Source organism: Pseudoalteromonas sp. G5_S1_54_S4 (genome assembly GCF_054968565.1).
Genome location: NZ_JBQKUL010000005.1, coordinates 1 through 18,608, shown reverse-complemented (window position 1 = coordinate 18,608; position 18,608 = coordinate 1). Strand labels below are relative to the sequence as shown.

Below are 18,608 nucleotides of genomic sequence, written 5' to 3'. Positions count from 1 at the left end.
CAGAGCAAGGGGATTACTTAACTTTCCCACCTTTTCTATTGGTTAAATTAGCCATTAGCGTGCTTTGAACATTAACCGTAAATAAAGGGGAATAGAAATAATACTAATAATAATGGCCGCAATCAGCATCCAAGAAAGCTGCAACGTTTCTTGTTTTTTATATTTATAAATAAAATCGGATTTTACTTCGTCAAACTTTGTTTGGTCAATCTCATATAAATCAGCAATTAAACGCCATTTGGCCATCGACATATTACCCACATTGGTGCTTGGTGGCGCAATATAGTCTTTTAGCACTTCGGCCTCATAAGCTAATTGATGAAAACTACGCTCAGGGGCATAAAACTGCTGAGTAATGGCGATGGCTTCATCCATATTCATTACCGCATAGCGCCACCCTTTTAAACTCGCTTGGTAAAACTTTTCTACCGTATCGGGGTGGTACTTAATCATGTTATCACTGGTAAATAAAATATCTGCGTATACGTCCATACCATAACGTTGTGGACATATAAGTCGATGAGCAATACCTTGCTGATCCATATAATAAGGTAAGTCGGTAACATAGACTTCGATGGCATCTATTTTATTTACCATCCATGCTTTTTGTAATTTATCGCCTTTGTATATAGCCAACTTTTCGATATTTATACCGCTGCGCTTGAGCATAGTTAACAACTCAGAATTGCTCTCTTTACTCACTTCACTTACACGTTTATTGACAAAATCACGGGCATGAAAAATATCAGAGCTTTCTTTTACCATCCAACAGTAAGGAGAAAACTGTAATATGGCAGCCATGGCTACAAAGGGTTCACCGGCAATACGGCGTTCTAATATACCTGAATGTGCTACACCAAATTGCGCCTCTCCTCGCTCTACCGCACCAAAACTATTTGGCCGTTTTGGATCGGCAGGCACAATAGTGACGTCTAAACCGGCCTCATTATAAAAGCCTTTTTGTTTGGCCATATAATAGCCAGCGAATTGAAATTGGTGCGTCCACTTTAATTGTAACGTGATTGATTCCTGCGCCATTAACTGGCTACAAAAAAAGCAGGTGCTAATTATTATTCCTTTAAGTAGCAAAGCAGGCTTCCATAAACATGATAATTAATTATAACTATATGTAAAACAACTAATAAAGCAAGCATCGGGATAAGATGCTTGCTTAGGATAGAGTTAGGCTAGAGCGATTTTTTCGAGCTTTTCTGCTTGAGGTTGTGTGGTTAAAAACTGGGTGAAACACGGGTTATGGGTTTCGTCTTGAACACTGTAACCTAGGCGGTTTAAGTGCTCATTAAACATCTCATATTGACTTGGTTCAATAGCAAAACCTGCCAATACATTACCCGTTGAACCGCCATGATTACGGTAGTGAAATAAAGTGATATTCCAATTACTACCCAGTGTATCTAAAAAGCGCGCTAATGCACCTGGGTACTCTGGAAACTCAAACCGCAGTAAGCGTTCATGTAGCTGCTCTGGCGCTTTACCACCAACCATATACCGTACATGAAGTTTTGCTAATTCGTTATCTGACAAGTCGCAAAACGTATAGCCATTATCAGTTAGGCTTAGTTTAAGCTCCTCAAGTTCTGCTAATCCTTGGCGCAGTGCAATACCAACAAAAATTTGCGCCTCGCCAGGCCCCGCATAACGATAGTTAAATTCGGTAATAGCGCGCCCACCTAGTGATGCACAAAATTGTTTAAAGCTACCGCGTTTTTCATCAATTGTTACCGCTAATAATGCTTCGTTCTTCTCACCCAATGCAGTACGTTCAGCTACATAGCGTAAGCGATCAAAATTTAAATTAGCACCAGACAAAATAGCCGCTAAATTTAACCCCTTTAAACCCGACTGCTGAGACCATTTTTTAAGCCCAGCGGTAGCAAGTGCACCTGAAGGCTCTGCAATGGCACGGGTTGATACAAAAATATCTTGCATGGCTGCACATATTTCATCGTCTGATACGGTCACCACTTCGTCGCAAAACTTTTGCGCCAGTCTAAATGTTTCGCTACCAATTATTTTTACGGCAACACCATCGGCAAAGCTTCCTACTCTCTCTAGCTCTACAGGTTCACCCGCGTCCATGGCAGCTTTTAAACAAGCGCTTTCATTAGCCTCGACCCCAATCACTTTGATATCTGGGCGCAGCGATTTAATGTATACCGCCATACCCGCCAGCAATCCGCCGCCGCCAACGGGAATAAATACCACGTCTAAGTCGTTCAGCTGCTGCATTAGTTCACGGGCAACCGTGCCTTGACCAACAATGACATCAGGGTCATCAAATGGAGGTACAAATACGCCGTTTCGCTGCTCAGTTAATTCAAGCGCATACGCCTTTGCGGCATCAAATTGATGACCATGTAACACGACTTCCCCGCCCAATGCCCTTACCGCATTAACCTTAATTTCAGGCGTCGTTACGGGCATAACAATGGTGGCTTGATGCCCTAGGTGTGAAGCACTCAGCGCCACCCCTTGAGCATGATTGCCTGCCGATGCGGTTATCACGACCGAGCCCTTTGGCAGCTTATTTAATTTATTAAAAGCACCGCGTAATTTAAACGAGTACACCGGTTGCTGATCTTCACGCTTTAACCAAACATGATTACCTAATCGTGCACTCAATTCGGCCATTTCACTCACCTCAGTCACCTTAGCTAAAGGCTCCATATTGGCTTGGATAATAGCGCGAAAATAATCGAGTTCTTGAGAAACCATACCTAACTAAGCTCCTCCAGTTTGGCTAAATCACGCACCGCACCTTTATCGGCACTGGTTGCTAGTAGCGCATACGCTTTAAGCGCAGATGACACATAACGATCGCGGTTAAGCGGCTTATAAGCTTGTTTACCACGAGCCAATTGTTTTTGCCTGCGAGCTTCGAGTTCCTCATCGCTTAATGCTAAAGTAATTTCTCGAGTAGCGATATCGATGATAATTTTATCGCCATTTTCAACATAAGCTATCGCGCCACCGCTGGCTGCCTCGGGAGACACATGGCCAATCGATAAACCTGACGTACCACCCGAGAAGCGACCATCGGTGATCAAGGCACATTTTTCAGCCAAGCCTTTTGATTTTAAGTAGCTGGTTGGGTATAGCATTTCTTGCATGCCTGGGCCGCCTTTAGGGCCTTCGTAACGAATTACAACTACATCGCCGGCTTTTACTTCACCATTTAAAATCCCTTCTACAGAGTCATCTTGAGACTCATAAACAACAGCAGTGCCTTCAAAGTGCAGCATTTCATCGACAACGCCGGCACTTTTAACAATACAGCCATCAACCGCTAAATTACCTGAAAGTACCGCGAGGCCGCCATCTTGACGAAATGCATGTTCAACACTGCGAATACAACCATGTTCACGGTCATTATCCCCTTCGTCCCAACGGCAATCTTGGCTCATGGCTTTAGTAGTACGAATACCAGCGGGACCCGCGCGGTAAAACTTTCGCGCCACTTCGTTATTAGGATCCGTTGCATCCCATTTTTTTACCAGCTCACCCATGGTCATGCCGGCAACATGATTAACCGATAAATCAACCAAGCCGGCTTTACCAAGCTCGCGTACTATGGCCATCATGCCACCAGCGCGGTGTACGTCTTCAATATGGTATTGCGCGGTAGCTGGAGCAACTTTACATAAAAACGGGGTTTTACGTGAAAGTTCATCAATGTGTGACATATCAAAATCTACACCGGCTTCTTGTGCCGCTGCGAGTAAATGTAATACCGTATTTGATGAGCCGCCCATGGCAATATCAACCACCATAGAGTTCATAAATGCGGTTTTATTAGCGATGGCACGAGGCAGTACGTCTTGGTTATCTTTTTGGTAATACTCGCGGCATAAATCAACGATGCGAGCACCTGCTTCAACATACAATTGTTTACGGTCTTTGTGGGTCGCAAGCGTGGTACCGTTACCCGGCAGCGCAAGGCCTATTGCTTCTAATAAACAGTTCATTGAGTTGGCAGTAAACATCCCTGAACACGACCCACAGGTAGGGCATGCAGAGCGTTCAACTTGCTCTGAGTCGGCATCACTTACCGATTCATCGGCACCTTTAACCATGGCATCTACTAAATCGAGTTTAATATCGATATTGGCTAATTTAGTTTTACCCGCTTCCATAGGGCCACCCGATACAAAAATAACCGGTATATTTAAACGCAGCGCCGCTAACATCATCCCAGGGGTGATTTTGTCGCAGTTTGAGATACAAATCATCGCATCAGCACAATGGCCATTGACCATGTACTCTACTGAGTCGGCTATTAAATCGCGCGATGGCAGTGAATAAAGCATACCGCCGTGCCCCATGGCAATACCGTCATCTATGGCGATGGTATTAAATTCTTTTGGAACACCGCCCGCTTGGGTGATGGTTTCAGCCATAAGTTCACTGAGCTGATTAAGATGCACATGCCCCGGCACAAATTGTGTAAATGAGTTAACCACAGCAATAATGGGTTTACCAAAGTCGGTGTCGGTCATGCCTGTTGCACGCCATAATGCTCTTGCGCCTGCGCGTTTACGTCCTTCAGTAGTCGTTGCACTTCTTAATTTAGCCATAGTTACCTCAGTATTTGCCGCAATAAATGCGGGCATTCCTCATTCTTAAAATTGATGAGTAACCACGTGAACAGTTACTCGTAAAATCTGTTAAATTTTTTGTTATACAGCTTGTTGCTGTAAGCTTTGCAGCGTGACATGTTTCACATCAACCAATTTATTTAGTTGACTGGTAAGCAAATAAATTGGTTTATCGCTATCAACCGTCATGGCCATATTATATTGGCCATCGTCCATATTGAGCTGCAAGTGAGTTAAATCAAAACCACGATGACGCACGACACGTAAAAAGCGCTCGATTGCGACACTTTGGCTTTTTAAGGCAATAGTTAAACTGTGTTTCATTGTGCTTTCTCCGTCATCATTTCATCGTTAGCAGCCCCAGGTGGAACAAGTGGCCATACGTTTTCTTTATCATCAATACAAGCATGAACAATGTAAGGCCCATCGCTATTTAATAAGGCTGTGATTGCATCATCCACTTGATTGGCATGGGTAATCGTTTGCCCCGCAATACCAAAAACAGCCGCTAGCTGTACAAAGTCAGGGTTATCTGACAAGTTGGTTTCGCTATAGCGCCCTTCAAAAAATAACTCCTGCCATTGGCGAACCATGCCTAAACGCTGGTTATCAAGTATCAGTATTTTTACTGGTAAATTATTACGACGAATAGTGGCAAGCTCTTGGATATTCATCATGATTGAACCATCACCTGATACGGTGATCACAAAGTCATCTTTTCTCGCTATTTGTGCGCCGATTGCCGCAGGTAAACCAAATCCCATGGTGCCTGCACCGCCACTGCTTAAGTGGTTGCATGGATGGTTAAATTTCATATGCTGCGCAACCCACATTTGGTGCTGACCCACATCGCAGCAAACAACACTGGTGCTTGGCATACGCTGGCTTAGTTGATTAAGTAAATAAGGGGCAAATACTTTTTCACCCGGATAGTCGTAGCGCCATGCATGCTTAACCATCATTTGTTTATTATGATCGCACCACGCTTTTGGCGTAACGACGCACTCAAGGGCGGGAAGTGAGGTTTTTAAATCAGCAATTAAAGAAGCCTTTGCGGGTTTGCGTTTACCAACCTCGGCTGCATCTATGTCTAAATGAATCACGTTTGCTTTTGCAGCAAACTTAGCTAAGTTACCTGTTACACGGTCATCAAAGCGAGCGCCAATACACACTAATACATCACATTCTTGCACGGCTAAATTAGCCGCTTGACCGCCATGCATACCTAGCATGCCTAAATCATATTCGTAATCAGGTAATACACTGCCCAATGCTTTAAGGGTTGAAACCGCAGGCATTTGCGTTTTATTTAAAAATTGCATTAATTCATTTTGCGCATCAGCGGCATGAACGCCCCCACCAACATAGGCAACAGGCCGTTTGGCTTCACTGAGTAATTGATTGGCGATAGCAACTTGGTTTAAATCAAGTTGCGGTAAGTATTCATCAGCTGCTAACCAAGGTTTAAAAGGCACCTGCGCCATTTGAATGTCTTTGGGGATATCAACTAAAACGGGGCCTGGACGGCCGCTTTGTGCTAAATGCATCGCTTCTTGTAATATTTCGGCTAAATCTTCTGCTCGCTCAACCATGTAACTGTGTTTAGTACACGAAAGCGACATGCCAAGCACGTCAATTTCCTGAAAAGCATCAGAGCCAATAGCAGCGGTTGGTACTTGCCCTGTAATAGCAAGTAAAGGCACTGAGTCCATCATGGCATCTGCCAATGCGGTAATTAAATTAGTCGCTCCAGGGCCTGATGTTGCCAAGCACACACCTAAACGTCCAGTACTGCGTGCATAGCCCACGGCGGCAAACCCTGCACCTTGCTCATGACGAGTAAGATAATGTTTTACAGGCGCACCATACAAGGCATCGTAAATGGGCATAATAGCACCACCTGGGTAGCCAAATACTTCATCTACGCCGTGTTTGGCGAGTAAATCGATTGTTAGTTCTGCGCCTGTCATTAGTAAATCCTCATTCCTGTGTGACAACCCATTAAAAATTTAACTCTAAAACTAAAAAGCCCCCCGGACGGTTAAGTGCGGAGGGCTTTTCAATGCTTAGTTTTTTAAAGCACTACGAAGCCCTCGCGGGAATAATCACCACGATAATAATTAGGACTAGGTTAAGTGCATTTTTAAGCATAAAATTCAGTACCATTTAAGATTTAGTCATTGCGAACATCTTGTTTCGCTGTCTTTTTATATTAGTACCGCGCTCAGGGCGCTAAGTCAACACCAAATTCAATTCATAATAATTATAAAAACACACTTACTCAGGTTTTAAAATTCAATTAAGCCAGATTAAATAGATTTTTTATCCCTTCATTTCAACTCAGGAAATTCACTATTCTTATAACACTGAATTCTGGTTTGATTAATTTTTAGTAAGCCGCCTCATTTTTATCTAACAAAATTAAAATAAATCGATTCCTTAAGAGTTTCTTAAGCGTGGCAGCCTAGCATAACAACGTTCACTAAAAAGAGGCGTGTTATGAACTTAACTTTCAAACTCAGTAAGCAACCGCAAGCAAATACTAAAAAACGCTTTTATTTTAATTGCAGTGCTAATGCATTCATTATTTTTATGGCTTGTTATTACGGCTTAGTTATTAATATTCCATTTATGCATGGTGCGTTTAGCGCTATTACCTCGTTGCACACATTTTCATGGCTATTTTTGTTTTCTGTGCCGTTACTACTGATTTGTTTGCTAATCATATTCTTTTCAGTGGTTTCTATTCGGGGAATACTAAAACCCATTAACTACTTGCTGCTAGTGCTCTCGAGTGCGGCGTTATATGGCTCATTGAACTATGGTGTGGTGTTTGATTATTCCATGATACAAAACACCGTCGAAACTGACTCTAGTGAAGCGTTAAGCTATTTAAACCTGCAACTTGTTGGCTTTTTACTGCTTTTTGCCGCATTACCTGTCTTTATTTTGAGTAGAATAAAAATAAACTGCGCTCGCCCATACAAAGAAGTTATTAGCCGTCTTAAACTGCTTTTAGCAAGCTTTGCACTGATTGCATTAGTGGTCGTTAACTTTTACGCCGATTACGCGGCAACGGGTCGTAATAACCGTATTCTTAAAAAAGAAATTATTCCATTTCAATATCTCTCTAGTGGCTACAAATACGCCCGTGACCAGTTACTTTATAGCGATATTGAATTTAAAAATATTGATACCACGCCAACTTTAGCATCACCAAGCACAACACGAGTTACTGTCATCGTGGTAGGTGAAACCGCTCGAGCTGAAAATTTTTCCTACCAAGGCTATGAGCGTAATACCAACCAATACACGCAAAAACATAATGTCACTTATTTCGATAACGTATCGTCGTGTGGCACGGCCACAGCAGCGTCAGTACCATGTATGTTTTCACTGCAAACTCATGCCAATTTTTCTCGTTTAGACAGTGATAATCAGCAAAACGTGATTGATTTGATACAACAAGCAGGCGCAGATGTCTTGTGGGTTGATAATAATAGTGGCTGTAAAAACGTCTGCACGCGCGTACCTACTATTAGTATTGATACCAAAGCATCTGAACTATGTGATGGTAAATACTGTTTTGATGAAGCGTTACTAGCCCCACTAAAGCACAAGCTTGCCAATTTGAGTCAGGCTAATACGGTTATAGTGCTGCATATGATGGGTTCACATGGCCCTACTTACTTTAAGCGCTACCCTGAAAAATTTAAACAGTTTAGTCCAACCTGCGACCGCAGCGATATTCAAAACTGTAGCGCTGAAGAACTGGTTAACACCTACGATAATACAATTGCTTATAGTGATTTTATCAACGCTCAAGTTATTGAACAGTTAAAGGCACTGCCAGCTAATATTGATAAGCAGTTACTGTATGTGTCAGACCATGGCGAGTCGCTCGGTGAAAATGGCGCATACTTACATGGCTTTCCCTATGCATTTGCACCAACAGCTCAAACCCATGTGCCTCTTTACATCTGGGCTGATGAGCATAATCAGCGCATTACAGCCAAGTGTCTAAACAACTTAAATAGCACTTTAGCGCAATCACACGATGCTATTTTTCATACCCTTTTAAGCTTAACCGGTGTTGCGAGTAAAACCTACCAAACCTCTGAAGATTTACTCGCGTCATGTCAAACGATTAACCATAGCGAAACTAAAATATGAATAATAAAACCGTTATAAAACGCCAAGGCCTAATGCGCCTAATTTTTACCTTAAGCCATACATTTAACGGCCTAAAATGGATGAGCCGATTTGAGGCTGCTTTTCAGCAAGAGTTGGTTTTATTTAGTTTGCTAGGCGTATTTGCCTGCTTGCAAGAAATTACTTTAAGTAGCAAATTAATATTGATTGCCAGCTTATTGTTTGTGTTATTTGCTGAGTTGGTCAATACCGCAGTCGAAGTGGTGGTTGATCGCATCGGTAGCGAATATCATGAACTATCAGGCCTAGCTAAAGATATTGCATCCGCCAGTGTCTTTATCGCCATGCTTATTGCTATTTTAGTTTGGTGGTCTGTGCTATGGACTTAATCAGTAGCACTAAAAAAGTACTGGGGCCATTGTGGGTTTTAGCGGTATTTTTTTTCGCACTCCTATGCTTGCTAACTTTTGCGCGATTAGGTTTAAGTTTGTGGCAAAGTGGCCGTGTATTTACCGAAGGCGCCTGGCACTTTGTTTTTGTAGGCGGTTTACGTGTTGATATAGCAACATTATGCTACATCATAACCCCCGCTTTGTTACTAACACTTGCAGCACATGCTCTCAAATTAACTGCTTATATTCGAGGAGTCGTAAAGTGGTATTTAGTAATAATGGCTGCGATGTTAGTGTTTTTTGAGGTTATTACACCCACGTTTATTAACGAATACGACTTACGCCCTAATCGCCTATTTATTGAATACCTTATTTATCCTAAAGAAGTCTCTAAAATGATTTTTTCAGGTTACAAACTCGAAGTCCTCTTCGCTGTTTTAGCGCTCGTTTTCACCATTAAATTTGCTAACAAAATTCTTACTCAGCAATGGCAAAACCGCTCGTCCCTAGGGGCAATAAAACTATCACTATTAGCTGTTATTATATGTAGCCTAACACTGTTAGGCGCTCGAAATTCATTAGGCCATCGTCCATTAAACCCCGCTATGGTGGCATTTTCTACCGACCACTTGCTGAATGACCTCACGCTTAATTCACTATATAGCGTAGCATTTGCGTTAAAACAGCTCTCCAATGAGCAATCAAGTCAGGCATATTATGGCAAGGTCCCTCAAGAGGAGTTACTCGCCACAGTACGCAGTACCATGCAAAATCCTCAAGCAATATTTAATAATCCAAATGCCCCTACCCGCACTTTTCATCAGGCAAGCTACCAAGGTAAAAAGAAAAACCTGGTTATTATTCTGCAAGAAAGCTTGGGCGCTCGTTATGTAGGTATCTTAGGTGGCTTACCCTTAACGCCCAATATAGATGCACTTTATCAACAGGGCTGGGGATTTGATAACTTATACGCTACCGGCACTCGCTCTGTACGCGGTATTGAAGCAGTTATAACCGGTTTTACACCGACTCCCTCACGCGCGGTTGTAAAACTCGATAAATCACAACGTGACTTTTTTACCTTGGCTAGTTTTTTAGCAAAGCAGGACTACCATACTCAGTTTATTTATGGTGGAGAAAGTCACTTTGACAACATGCGTAGCTTCTTTTTGGGTAACGGCTTTAGTGATATTGTTGATAGTGAAAGCTTCGCTAACATTAACTTTAATGGTTCATGGGGCGCATCTGACGAAGATTTATTTACTCAAGCAGATAAAGAGCTGAATAAATTACAACAACAGCAAAAGCCATTTTTTAGTCTGATTTTTAGTAGTTCTAATCATAGCCCTTATGAATTTCCGGACGGTAAAATAGCCCTGTTTGAGCAACCAAAGCAAAGCCGTAATAACGCAGCTAAATATGCAGATTATGCCCTAGGCACATTCATTGAAAAGGCGAAAAAATCATCTTTCTGGGACGATACTGTGTTTATAGTGATTGCTGATCACGACTCACGCGTGTCTGGTTCCAGCCTTGTACCTATTGATCACTTTAGAATTCCTGCGGTTATTTTTGGAAACGGTATTAAGCCCAAACGCGATCATCAATTAGCCAGTCAGCTGGATATTCCTACCACCTTACTGTCGCTTATTGGCGCCAGCGGTGAACACCCAATGATTGGTCACGATCTCACTCGCCCTGTGGCCAAAAATAAGCAGCGTGCAATGATGCAGTACGATAAAAACTTTGCTTACATGCAAAATGATAACGTTGTTATTTTGCAGCCAGATAAACCGGCAACCACCTATATTTATAAAAATAAGCAATTACACCCCAGACATAACGATAGCGCACTCATCAAGCAAGCTCGTGCGGTGGCTAATTATGGCAACATGGCCTACAGCAATAATTGGTATCAATAACACCGATAAATGCCTGATTGATTAATCAGGCATTTTTACGTTACCTATAAAGTAAACTAAGTTAGTATTTATAAAACGACTTAAACTTGGATAGGATTTTATGAACGTGTCATTACGTATTAGTCATTTATTTATGGTGTTATTACTTTTAGCCTTTAGCGTCAATGGCTATGCAGCACCAGCTCTATTCAAAATAGAAAAGCAAGGCGCTAGCTCGTATTTATTTGGCACCGTGCATGTGGGTGATGCCAGCATGAAAGGGCTACCACAAAAAGTGACTCACGCACTGGATAACAGTAATCAAGTTGTTGTTGAAGTGGATATTAGTAAACTATCACCATTACAAATGCAGCAACGTTCTATGCCGTTTATGCTGCTTACTAACGGGCGTAAGCTACAGAGCGAGCTTTCAGAAAAAAATTATCAACTCCTCAAAAACTACTTTGCTAAAAAATCGATTGATATTGCCATGTTCAACAGTTTCAAACCTTGGGCTGTTATGTTGACCATGATGCAAATTGAGTTTCAAAACGCGGGCTATTCAGATAAAAACGGCATCGATAAGCAAATACTCGAGTACGCGCAAAAGCACAGTATTAACATTGCGGAGCTTGAAACCATAGAGCAACAACTACAGATGTTTAATGGCTTAGAGTCATTAAGCAATGCCATGATAGCAGAAACTTTTGAGCAACTAAGCGATATTAATACCTACTTTATCACCCTAGTGGATGCATGGAAAAAGGGCGATATGCAAACCCTAACCGGCTATTACCACACCAGTTTTGATGACAGCCAATACGGTCAACAAAGCGAGCAAGTTATGCTGATTGAGCGCAATAATAATTGGGTCACTCAGCTCACGCCTAAACTTGAACAAGGCAAGGTGTTTATTGCGGTAGGTGCTCTGCACTTAGTTGAGCAGCATGGTTTAATTAAACAACTTCGCGACCAAGGGTTTAAGGTTACTCAGTTATAAACAAGCTTACATAAGCGTCTCACTATGAGCAGCATGTTGCCCATAGTGAGCCGGTTTAAAATCTTCCATTTTTAAGGTGTGTTCAATCCCTTTAATGGTATCTGCTGCATGATGGTTTACATAAATAACGGTACTCGTTTTTGCAGCACACACCTTTTCAATCAGCAGTAAAACGCGTTGACGATTTGCCTCATCAAGCCCTAAACATGGCTCATCTAAAATAAGCAAAGCAGGATGTTTAACCATTGCGCGCACAATCAGTAATAGTCGCTGATCGCCATACGATAGCTGGGTAAAAGCACTATTTGTTTTGTCACTTAAACCAATTAGTGCCAACCACTCTTTAGCTAAACGCGTTTGTAACTCACTGGCTTGTTGATATAAACCTATACTATCGAAAAACCCTGAAATAATAGTATTAAGCGCCGAAATACTCACTCGATACTGCAAATGTAGCGTATTTGAAATATAACCAATGTGCTGTTTTATATCCCAAATACTCTCCCCTGTGCCACGCTTAAAACCAAACACTTCAATCTCATTGTTATAGCACTGAGGGTTATCACCTGTAATTAAATTTAATAAACAAGTTTTACCTGAGCCATTTTTCCCGGTGAGTTGCCAGTGCTGATATTGGTTAATCGTCCAGTTTAAATTTTCAAAAATTGTTTGTTCGCTGTAACGCACATGAACATTAGTGAGCTTAACGAGTGGCGTGTTTGTCGCTGATTTAAAACAGCGCTCAGGCGCATCGGGAATACTTAATGATGTATGCTCTAAATGAAGTAATTTGAATAAATCCGCTTGTTTTGCTGCACACGGTTTTGCCAAGCTATGTTGTAAACGACCATTATTCACATAAGCAAAGTGATCAACAAACGCTGGAATTTCGTCAACACGGTTTAGCACAAACACAAAGCAGGTTTGTGCGCTCAACTGCTGTAATAGGCGGTTTAGCTGTCCAACCGATTCAGAGTCTAAGCCATCAAATGGTTCATCAAGCACAACTAAATCACTGTTAGCAGATAGCGCTTTAATTAATAATAATTTACGCGTTTCGCCAGTAGATAAATCAGTAAAATCACGATTAAGTAAGGCATCAAAATTAAAAGCGGTGATTAACTGTTGGCATAAATCGCTATTTATTTGAGGCTCAGCAAAGAGCATGTCTGTTACTTTTTGTGGCTTTTCACTTTTACGATGCGTGTTAAGTAACTGCTTTTGTAGATCACTTGACACTAATTGTAGCTTGTTAAAGGTACTATGACGTTGCCCGCTTTGTTGTTTTGCTTCACCAATTAACGCTGCTGCGAGTGCTGATTTTCCAGCACCATTACCCCCGAGTAAGACCCAATGTTCACCCTGTTTTACTTGCCAAGTTAAATCGTCGATATAATACCGAACACTGTCATCGGTAGATAAATAACCACTAAATTGCTGTAGTAAAATTGAGCGCACGTTAGATCCCAAAACAGAGCTTAAAAACTCAAACTAACGTAATAAGGAATAATTAGGCAAGTGAGATTTAATCAACCTCAGGTAGAAAAGCATCGTTTAGCGCCGCGATTATGCTTTGCTGATCTATGGGTTTATGAATATGACCTATTGCTCCACAAGCTTTAGCGCGAGCAAGATCACTATCAGAGGTGTTTGCGGTAACCACAATAATCGGCAGTGTTTTATCGTTATCATGCAAGATTTTAGTAGCTTCAAACCCATCCATAACCGGCATATTTAAATCCATAAAGATGACGTCATAAGATTTTTTGGCGACCATTTCACACGCTATTTTGCCATTCTCAGCGCATTCAGCGTGTATGTTCAATGCGGTTAATAGCTTAGTGAGTACCAGCATATTAAGTGGGTTATCTTCAACCACTAAACAATGTAAGTTATCAGGAATTGACGATGACTTGCTTAAAGTAGTATCCATCTCTAATGGTAATGTTAAAAATACAGAGGCCCCTTGCTGATGATTATTTTCAAAACGAATTTCACCCTTTAATGCGTCAACAATATATTGTACACGGGTAAGGCCTGTTCTGAGTCCTTGAAAATGGTTACTTTGCTCAGTGCTGTCTAATTCTAATTGCTCGATAAGGTGATCAAAGCCACAGCCGGTGTCCTCGACGCTCAGCGATAGTTGGTTATTGTTGAGCGTAGCGATGACTTTCACCTCTCCTTGCTCTGTAAACTTTAATGCATTACTAAGTAGCTCATTAACTATTTGTTGTAGGCGTGCATGATCTACAATCACCGCGCAGTCTAAGCTCGCTGCTAACTCTCTGATTAACTTTAACCCTTTCTCAGTACAACCATATTCATACACAACTAACACTTTATTTATGGTGGTTAGTAAGTTGTCAGAGGTCGGGTTTAACGACCAACGATTTAAACTCAGCGCTTGTAAATCTTGTAATTCATCTAACATCGCCAACAACCTCGCCGAGCAATACCGAGCTTGGCGTTGTATATCCTGCTGTGAAGTGGGAATTTTTAGCTCATCGATCGAGGTAATTAACCCCTGTAATGGGGTTCTAAATTCATGACTGGCTCGTGCAATAAAGTGCTCTTTGTTATTACTTACCTGCTCTGCAAATTCTTTTTGTTGTTGATACTTTTGTAAGGTCTGCAGAACTCGTTTTTCCATCGGCATAAACACAAATCTAAGTTCTAAAAACAATAATGCCAGAGTAAAAAACCAACAAAGCAGTTCAATACTAGAGATCCAATCAACCTTTTTTACCGCTTGTTGCTCAAATAAGCTCACCGCAGTGTCTAATTTTTTAAGTAATGCTTCAACTTCGCTCACGGAAAACGAAGCCAAATTAATAGGCTCCTTTTGAGAAACCAAATTTTTAGCTTGCGTTATAAAGGCCAACACTTCTGCATCTAAGTTGCTTGGGGGGGCATAATATAAATCAAATAAAGGTGTATTTAGATAAACTGCGTCACCTTGTTCATCTTTAGTGAGTAAATATTCATGGGCTTGTTCAAATAACTCAAGGGAGTGTTTTAACGATTGAAGATGTTGTGCGTGATTATCCGTTTGATTAATTAATGCATTGCTATGCCAAGCTATTTTTTGCGAAAGCATACGTTGCTTGCCAGCTATATTGATAATTTTTGCATCGTATTTTTGCACTGAAAAGAAGTATTGCATCAGTAATGCAGATACGCTGACCAACAAGGCAATAGCAACTAAAGCCCAACGGTAACGTTTGCGAATACTCTTAACAATGTTGAACATACACTAGGTTACTTTTTTTGTTTTAACTGTAGCCTAAGCTTAGCAAACTAATTACTAAATTATTAAATATAAAAAACCCAGCTAGTTAAGCTGGGCTCTTGTAACCGTTTAGCGTGTACCTAACGATTTTCTAGTCGATTATAATCAAACATGCCAAATTCAACACCTCGGTACTGGCGGGCAACCTGATGTAAAATATCGCTGTATTGCCAAAATTGCGGGTGAGTTCGACGAATCGCAAACTTAGACTTTAAAGCGCGATAATCAGCTTCCACTTGCATTAGCGGTAACTGTTCTGCAAAGGCCGAAACCTGTTGGGCGTTATTTAAATACCAAATTGCAGAAGGGTAATCACCAATAAAGCCCGGAACAATTGTCACCGTATCTTCTTCATAGGCGCGCTGTCCATCTTCGTTTAGTAGACTCGAAATATTATAGTGCGCGTTATGGTGAATAATCGTATAGCCTGTGTGGCCATCCTGCTCTTTCACTAGCACATAAGATAGCTGTGGCAGTAAGTTAACTGCTTTAGCAGGCATGGTATTAATCGCACTTAATGGTGCGGGTACTTTTTTATAGTCATAACGAGGACTTAAAACGGGCTCTAATGCCTCTTTAATTAAGCCATATAGCTCTGATTGCGGTTCATCTGTTTGATAGTTAATACCGCTGGGTTGACTAAACTCACGATTGTTTTCAAAAAAGGTCGACAAACTAGGTGGTGATTTTCGATACCAACTCTGTTTAATTGTCTCTCGCTGAGCTTCAGGTAACAAAGCTAAAAAGTTGTGCTCACCTTCTAAACGTAAAAAGTCCATGTATAAGCGCGTTATTAATTGATGGCCAATATTGCCATACACATCAAAGCCCGCAACTAACAAGTAATGAATACGCTCAAACAGCGCGTAATCAAGCACCCACATAGTTTTAGGTTGTTGGCCAATAAAGCCTTTAACTACAGTTGCACTATCAAAGTGTCGAAAAATAGTCAGTGCCGCATTTTGATTGTGCCCATCCCCTTTCCACAATAAGTCGGTGGTTAAATGCTCGCCGTTTTTGAACAGATTATTAGCAAGCTCTACCTTGGCTTTTAAGTAACGTTTTTCGCGAACCGAGTATTTGACCCAATTAGAAATCGGTAACGCATTACTTTCCTCTGCTGCGGGCAACTCTAATGCATCCTCATGTTGCACCAGCATTTTACCTACCGCCGGAGTCGCTACCTTCTTAGGATCAGCAAACGCCACCCAAAAATGATCATTAATCACATTGAGTGCTATTTGACCACGACAAACAGGGCCTTTAATAAAGCCCATAATAATTAGCTCAGCTTCATCGAGCATAAATTGATATTTTGCATCTATAGGCAGTGCTTCAAACGTTTTAAACGGGTTTGATGCAAGGGTAGGCTCATAGCTTGGTAAACTAGATACAGTGTAATTTGGCGCAATAAATTGCTGGTAAATACGTGCCAACTTTTCATCATTAAGTTTAAGCGGTAAATGCGTTTTTGATAAAATAGTAGAACGGTCGTGAAGCAGTCGATAATAAACACGCTCAACGTTTGGATTATCGTAAGGGCGACGAGAACTTATTAGTTTAATGTCTTCACCAGGGGGAGTACTTGAGCGTACCAACTTAAAAAAGTTAGGTGATTGTGCATCACTAAAATAGATGTGTGCTAAAAACCAATGCTCATAAATATAGCGCGCTGATAATTGGTACTTCAAACCATCTTGATTTAAAAATGCTTCCCAGTTTTTTACTTGCGCAAGCTCAGCAGCTGATGGCGGCTTGATGTGCGCCATTTTCCCGCCTTTTTTGATCCAGTTTTGTAAGTGCTGAAATTCAGCAGCAGTCACTCCAGGCAAGCCATAAGGCATACCCGCATGCGGTTGCTCATCCGCTAATTGGTCAAACTCACCCATCGTCGCACAACTTTGGTTGCGGCTAAGTGAAAAATCAAAACGTTCATCTAATACTTCATCTTCTGGCAAGGGTGAACTTTGCTTTAATACCAGCGTATTAAATAACACACTACCCGCTAAATTGGCTTCTTCAGTTTGTGCTCGCTCGTTTAATACCGGGCTAAATTCTTTATCACGCCATTGCTCAGTGGTGGTTGCATCAAATAATAATCGGCTCGGCGTTGAGGCTAACAACCGAGTACCATCGTAAACCAACTCTTTACTGAGGCCTCTGTCGATACCTTCAGGAGAAGAGAGTTTTAATTGGCAAGGCGCATCATAACAGCCATGACAAACCACGCAGCGGTTATCGAGTACAGGCTTTACTTGCTGTAAAAACTCAGCCCCAGCACCGCTATTATGAGCAACCATACGATCTTGTGTTTTCTCAGGACCGAATAATTCATTGTAATGTGCATTACCTAAGTAAGCACAACCACTTAAGATAATCAGTACAAAAGTACCTATAATATTTTTTTTCATTATTCAGTCTCATCACCTAAATCGAATGTAGGCATCATATCGATTTGCGGTGATACGAATGTTAGGTTTTCAACAGTAGTCACCACAGCGCTTAATAGAGGGCCCTGTGTTATGGTTAATTGAGCGTCATGCTCGCTATGCGCTATGGTAGCAAAGCTTGAATTGATGATATTCAACTCATAGTCTGCAATGCTAATGCCTATACTACTGTCAGCACTGGGGTTCTGGCATAGTTGAGTAAGCAGCTCATCACTTAAGATAACTGAAATTTCCAAGTCAGGCTGCGCTAAGTCACGGGTACTTAGTGTTTCATCTAGAATAAATAAAGGAAGTGTTAAATTGCTATCTTGTTCAAGTTCCATTGGACTCTCTGCGCTACTGACTATTTAATTATTACCTATTATAACAACGTTCCAACTTAAATAACGATAAACAAGCCTTAAAATAGCCTCGTTAATTTTTAATACCAATTCGCTTAATTAAGCGGTCTATTTTGAGGCAGGAAAAACGGGGGGATAGCTAGGCAAAAAATTCGCTATTTAGTTGCTCTAAATGAGAATTTTTTAACACAGGTAGCGGCACGTTTAGCCCCGCAAAATGATTGAGTATTATTGCGGATTGGTATAAGCAGCGGTATCAATGCTGCTTTAAACTTCGTTACGACAACAACAGGAACGCCAAACTTCACTCATTAAAACCTGAAACCTGCAGCATTACAGTAATTGAGAACTCAACGATCGTTGCTACTAAGCACCAATGCATAAGGTAAGTGTAGAACCTTCATGCTTTACCCTCTAAGTGCGATAAAACTCAACCCAAGTGACAGTGTTAAATTTACACCGAGCTG

13 protein-coding genes are annotated in these 18,608 nt (G+C 41.3%); 4 read left to right on the top strand and 9 right to left on the bottom strand.

Annotated features, from left to right (window positions below; all coding sequences use genetic code 11):
• Positions 1–54: 54 nt before the first annotated feature.
• The 5 genes from ACTRWE_RS03345 to ilvG all read right to left on the bottom strand — a co-directional run bounded on the left by ACTRWE_RS03345 (position 55) and on the right by ilvG (position 6,586).
• Entirely contained in the window at positions 55–1,038 is a 984-nt protein-coding gene (locus tag ACTRWE_RS03345; protein ID WP_462879484.1) for an ABC transporter substrate-binding protein, read from the bottom strand.
• A 144-nt stretch (positions 1,039–1,182) separates the two neighbouring features.
• Positions 1,183–2,736: a threonine ammonia-lyase, biosynthetic gene (ilvA, locus tag ACTRWE_RS03340; RefSeq protein WP_462879483.1), complete on the bottom strand. Its 1,554-nt coding sequence runs from the start codon at positions 2,734–2,736 to the stop codon at positions 1,183–1,185.
• 2 nt (positions 2,737–2,738) lie between these two features.
• Positions 2,739–4,595 carry a dihydroxy-acid dehydratase gene (gene ilvD / locus ACTRWE_RS03335; RefSeq protein WP_013463862.1) on the bottom strand — a complete coding sequence of 619 codons (1,857 nt, stop codon included), beginning with the start codon at positions 4,593–4,595 and terminating at the stop codon, positions 2,739–2,741.
• A 102-nt stretch (positions 4,596–4,697) separates the two neighbouring features.
• Complete coding sequence (gene ilvM / locus ACTRWE_RS03330) at positions 4,698–4,940, bottom strand: acetolactate synthase 2 small subunit (protein WP_028834467.1); 243 nt, start codon at positions 4,938–4,940, stop codon at positions 4,698–4,700.
• Entirely contained in the window at positions 4,937–6,586 is a 1,650-nt protein-coding gene (gene ilvG, locus ACTRWE_RS03325; protein WP_033104316.1) for an acetolactate synthase 2 catalytic subunit, read from the bottom strand. Before ilvG ends, ilvM begins: the two co-directional genes overlap by 4 nt.
• A gap of 529 nt (positions 6,587–7,115) precedes the next feature.
• Between ilvG and ACTRWE_RS03320 the strand changes: the two genes are divergently transcribed.
• The 4 genes from ACTRWE_RS03320 to ACTRWE_RS03305 all read left to right on the top strand — a co-directional run bounded on the left by ACTRWE_RS03320 (position 7,116) and on the right by ACTRWE_RS03305 (position 12,061).
• Complete coding sequence (locus ACTRWE_RS03320) at positions 7,116–8,789, top strand: phosphoethanolamine transferase (protein WP_462879482.1); 1,674 nt, start codon at positions 7,116–7,118, stop codon at positions 8,787–8,789.
• Positions 8,786–9,157: a diacylglycerol kinase gene (locus ACTRWE_RS03315; protein ID WP_008112748.1), complete on the top strand. Its 372-nt coding sequence runs from the start codon at positions 8,786–8,788 to the stop codon at positions 9,155–9,157. Before ACTRWE_RS03320 ends, ACTRWE_RS03315 begins: the two co-directional genes overlap by 4 nt.
• Positions 9,148–11,082: an LTA synthase family protein gene (locus ACTRWE_RS03310; RefSeq protein ID WP_462879481.1), complete on the top strand. Its 1,935-nt coding sequence runs from the start codon at positions 9,148–9,150 to the stop codon at positions 11,080–11,082. Before ACTRWE_RS03315 ends, ACTRWE_RS03310 begins: the two co-directional genes overlap by 10 nt.
• A 100-nt stretch (positions 11,083–11,182) precedes the next feature.
• Positions 11,183–12,061 (top strand): TraB/GumN family protein, encoded by an 879-nt coding sequence (locus ACTRWE_RS03305; RefSeq protein WP_462879480.1) that lies wholly within the window; start codon positions 11,183–11,185, stop codon positions 12,059–12,061.
• A gap of 6 nt (positions 12,062–12,067) precedes the next feature.
• Here the strand turns inward: ACTRWE_RS03305 and modF are convergent, their stop codons facing one another.
• The 4 genes from modF to ACTRWE_RS03285 form a co-directional block, all read right to left on the bottom strand.
• Entirely contained in the window at positions 12,068–13,519 is a 1,452-nt protein-coding gene (modF, locus tag ACTRWE_RS03300) for a molybdate ABC transporter ATP-binding protein ModF (RefSeq protein ID WP_462879479.1), read from the bottom strand.
• Between the two features lie 67 nt (positions 13,520–13,586).
• On the bottom strand, positions 13,587–15,311 hold the full coding sequence (locus tag ACTRWE_RS03295; protein ID WP_462879478.1) for a response regulator: 1,725 nt from the start codon (positions 15,309–15,311) through the stop codon (positions 13,587–13,589).
• A gap of 119 nt (positions 15,312–15,430) precedes the next feature.
• On the bottom strand, positions 15,431–17,761 hold the full coding sequence (locus ACTRWE_RS03290) for a fatty acid cis/trans isomerase (protein WP_016899318.1): 2,331 nt from the start codon (positions 17,759–17,761) through the stop codon (positions 15,431–15,433).
• Positions 17,761–18,123, bottom strand: a complete 363-nt coding sequence (locus ACTRWE_RS03285) for a hypothetical protein (protein WP_013463853.1) — start codon at positions 18,121–18,123, stop codon at positions 17,761–17,763. The genes ACTRWE_RS03290 and ACTRWE_RS03285 overlap by 1 nt, the downstream gene beginning before the upstream one ends.
• Between the last annotated feature and the right edge of the window lie 485 nt (positions 18,124–18,608).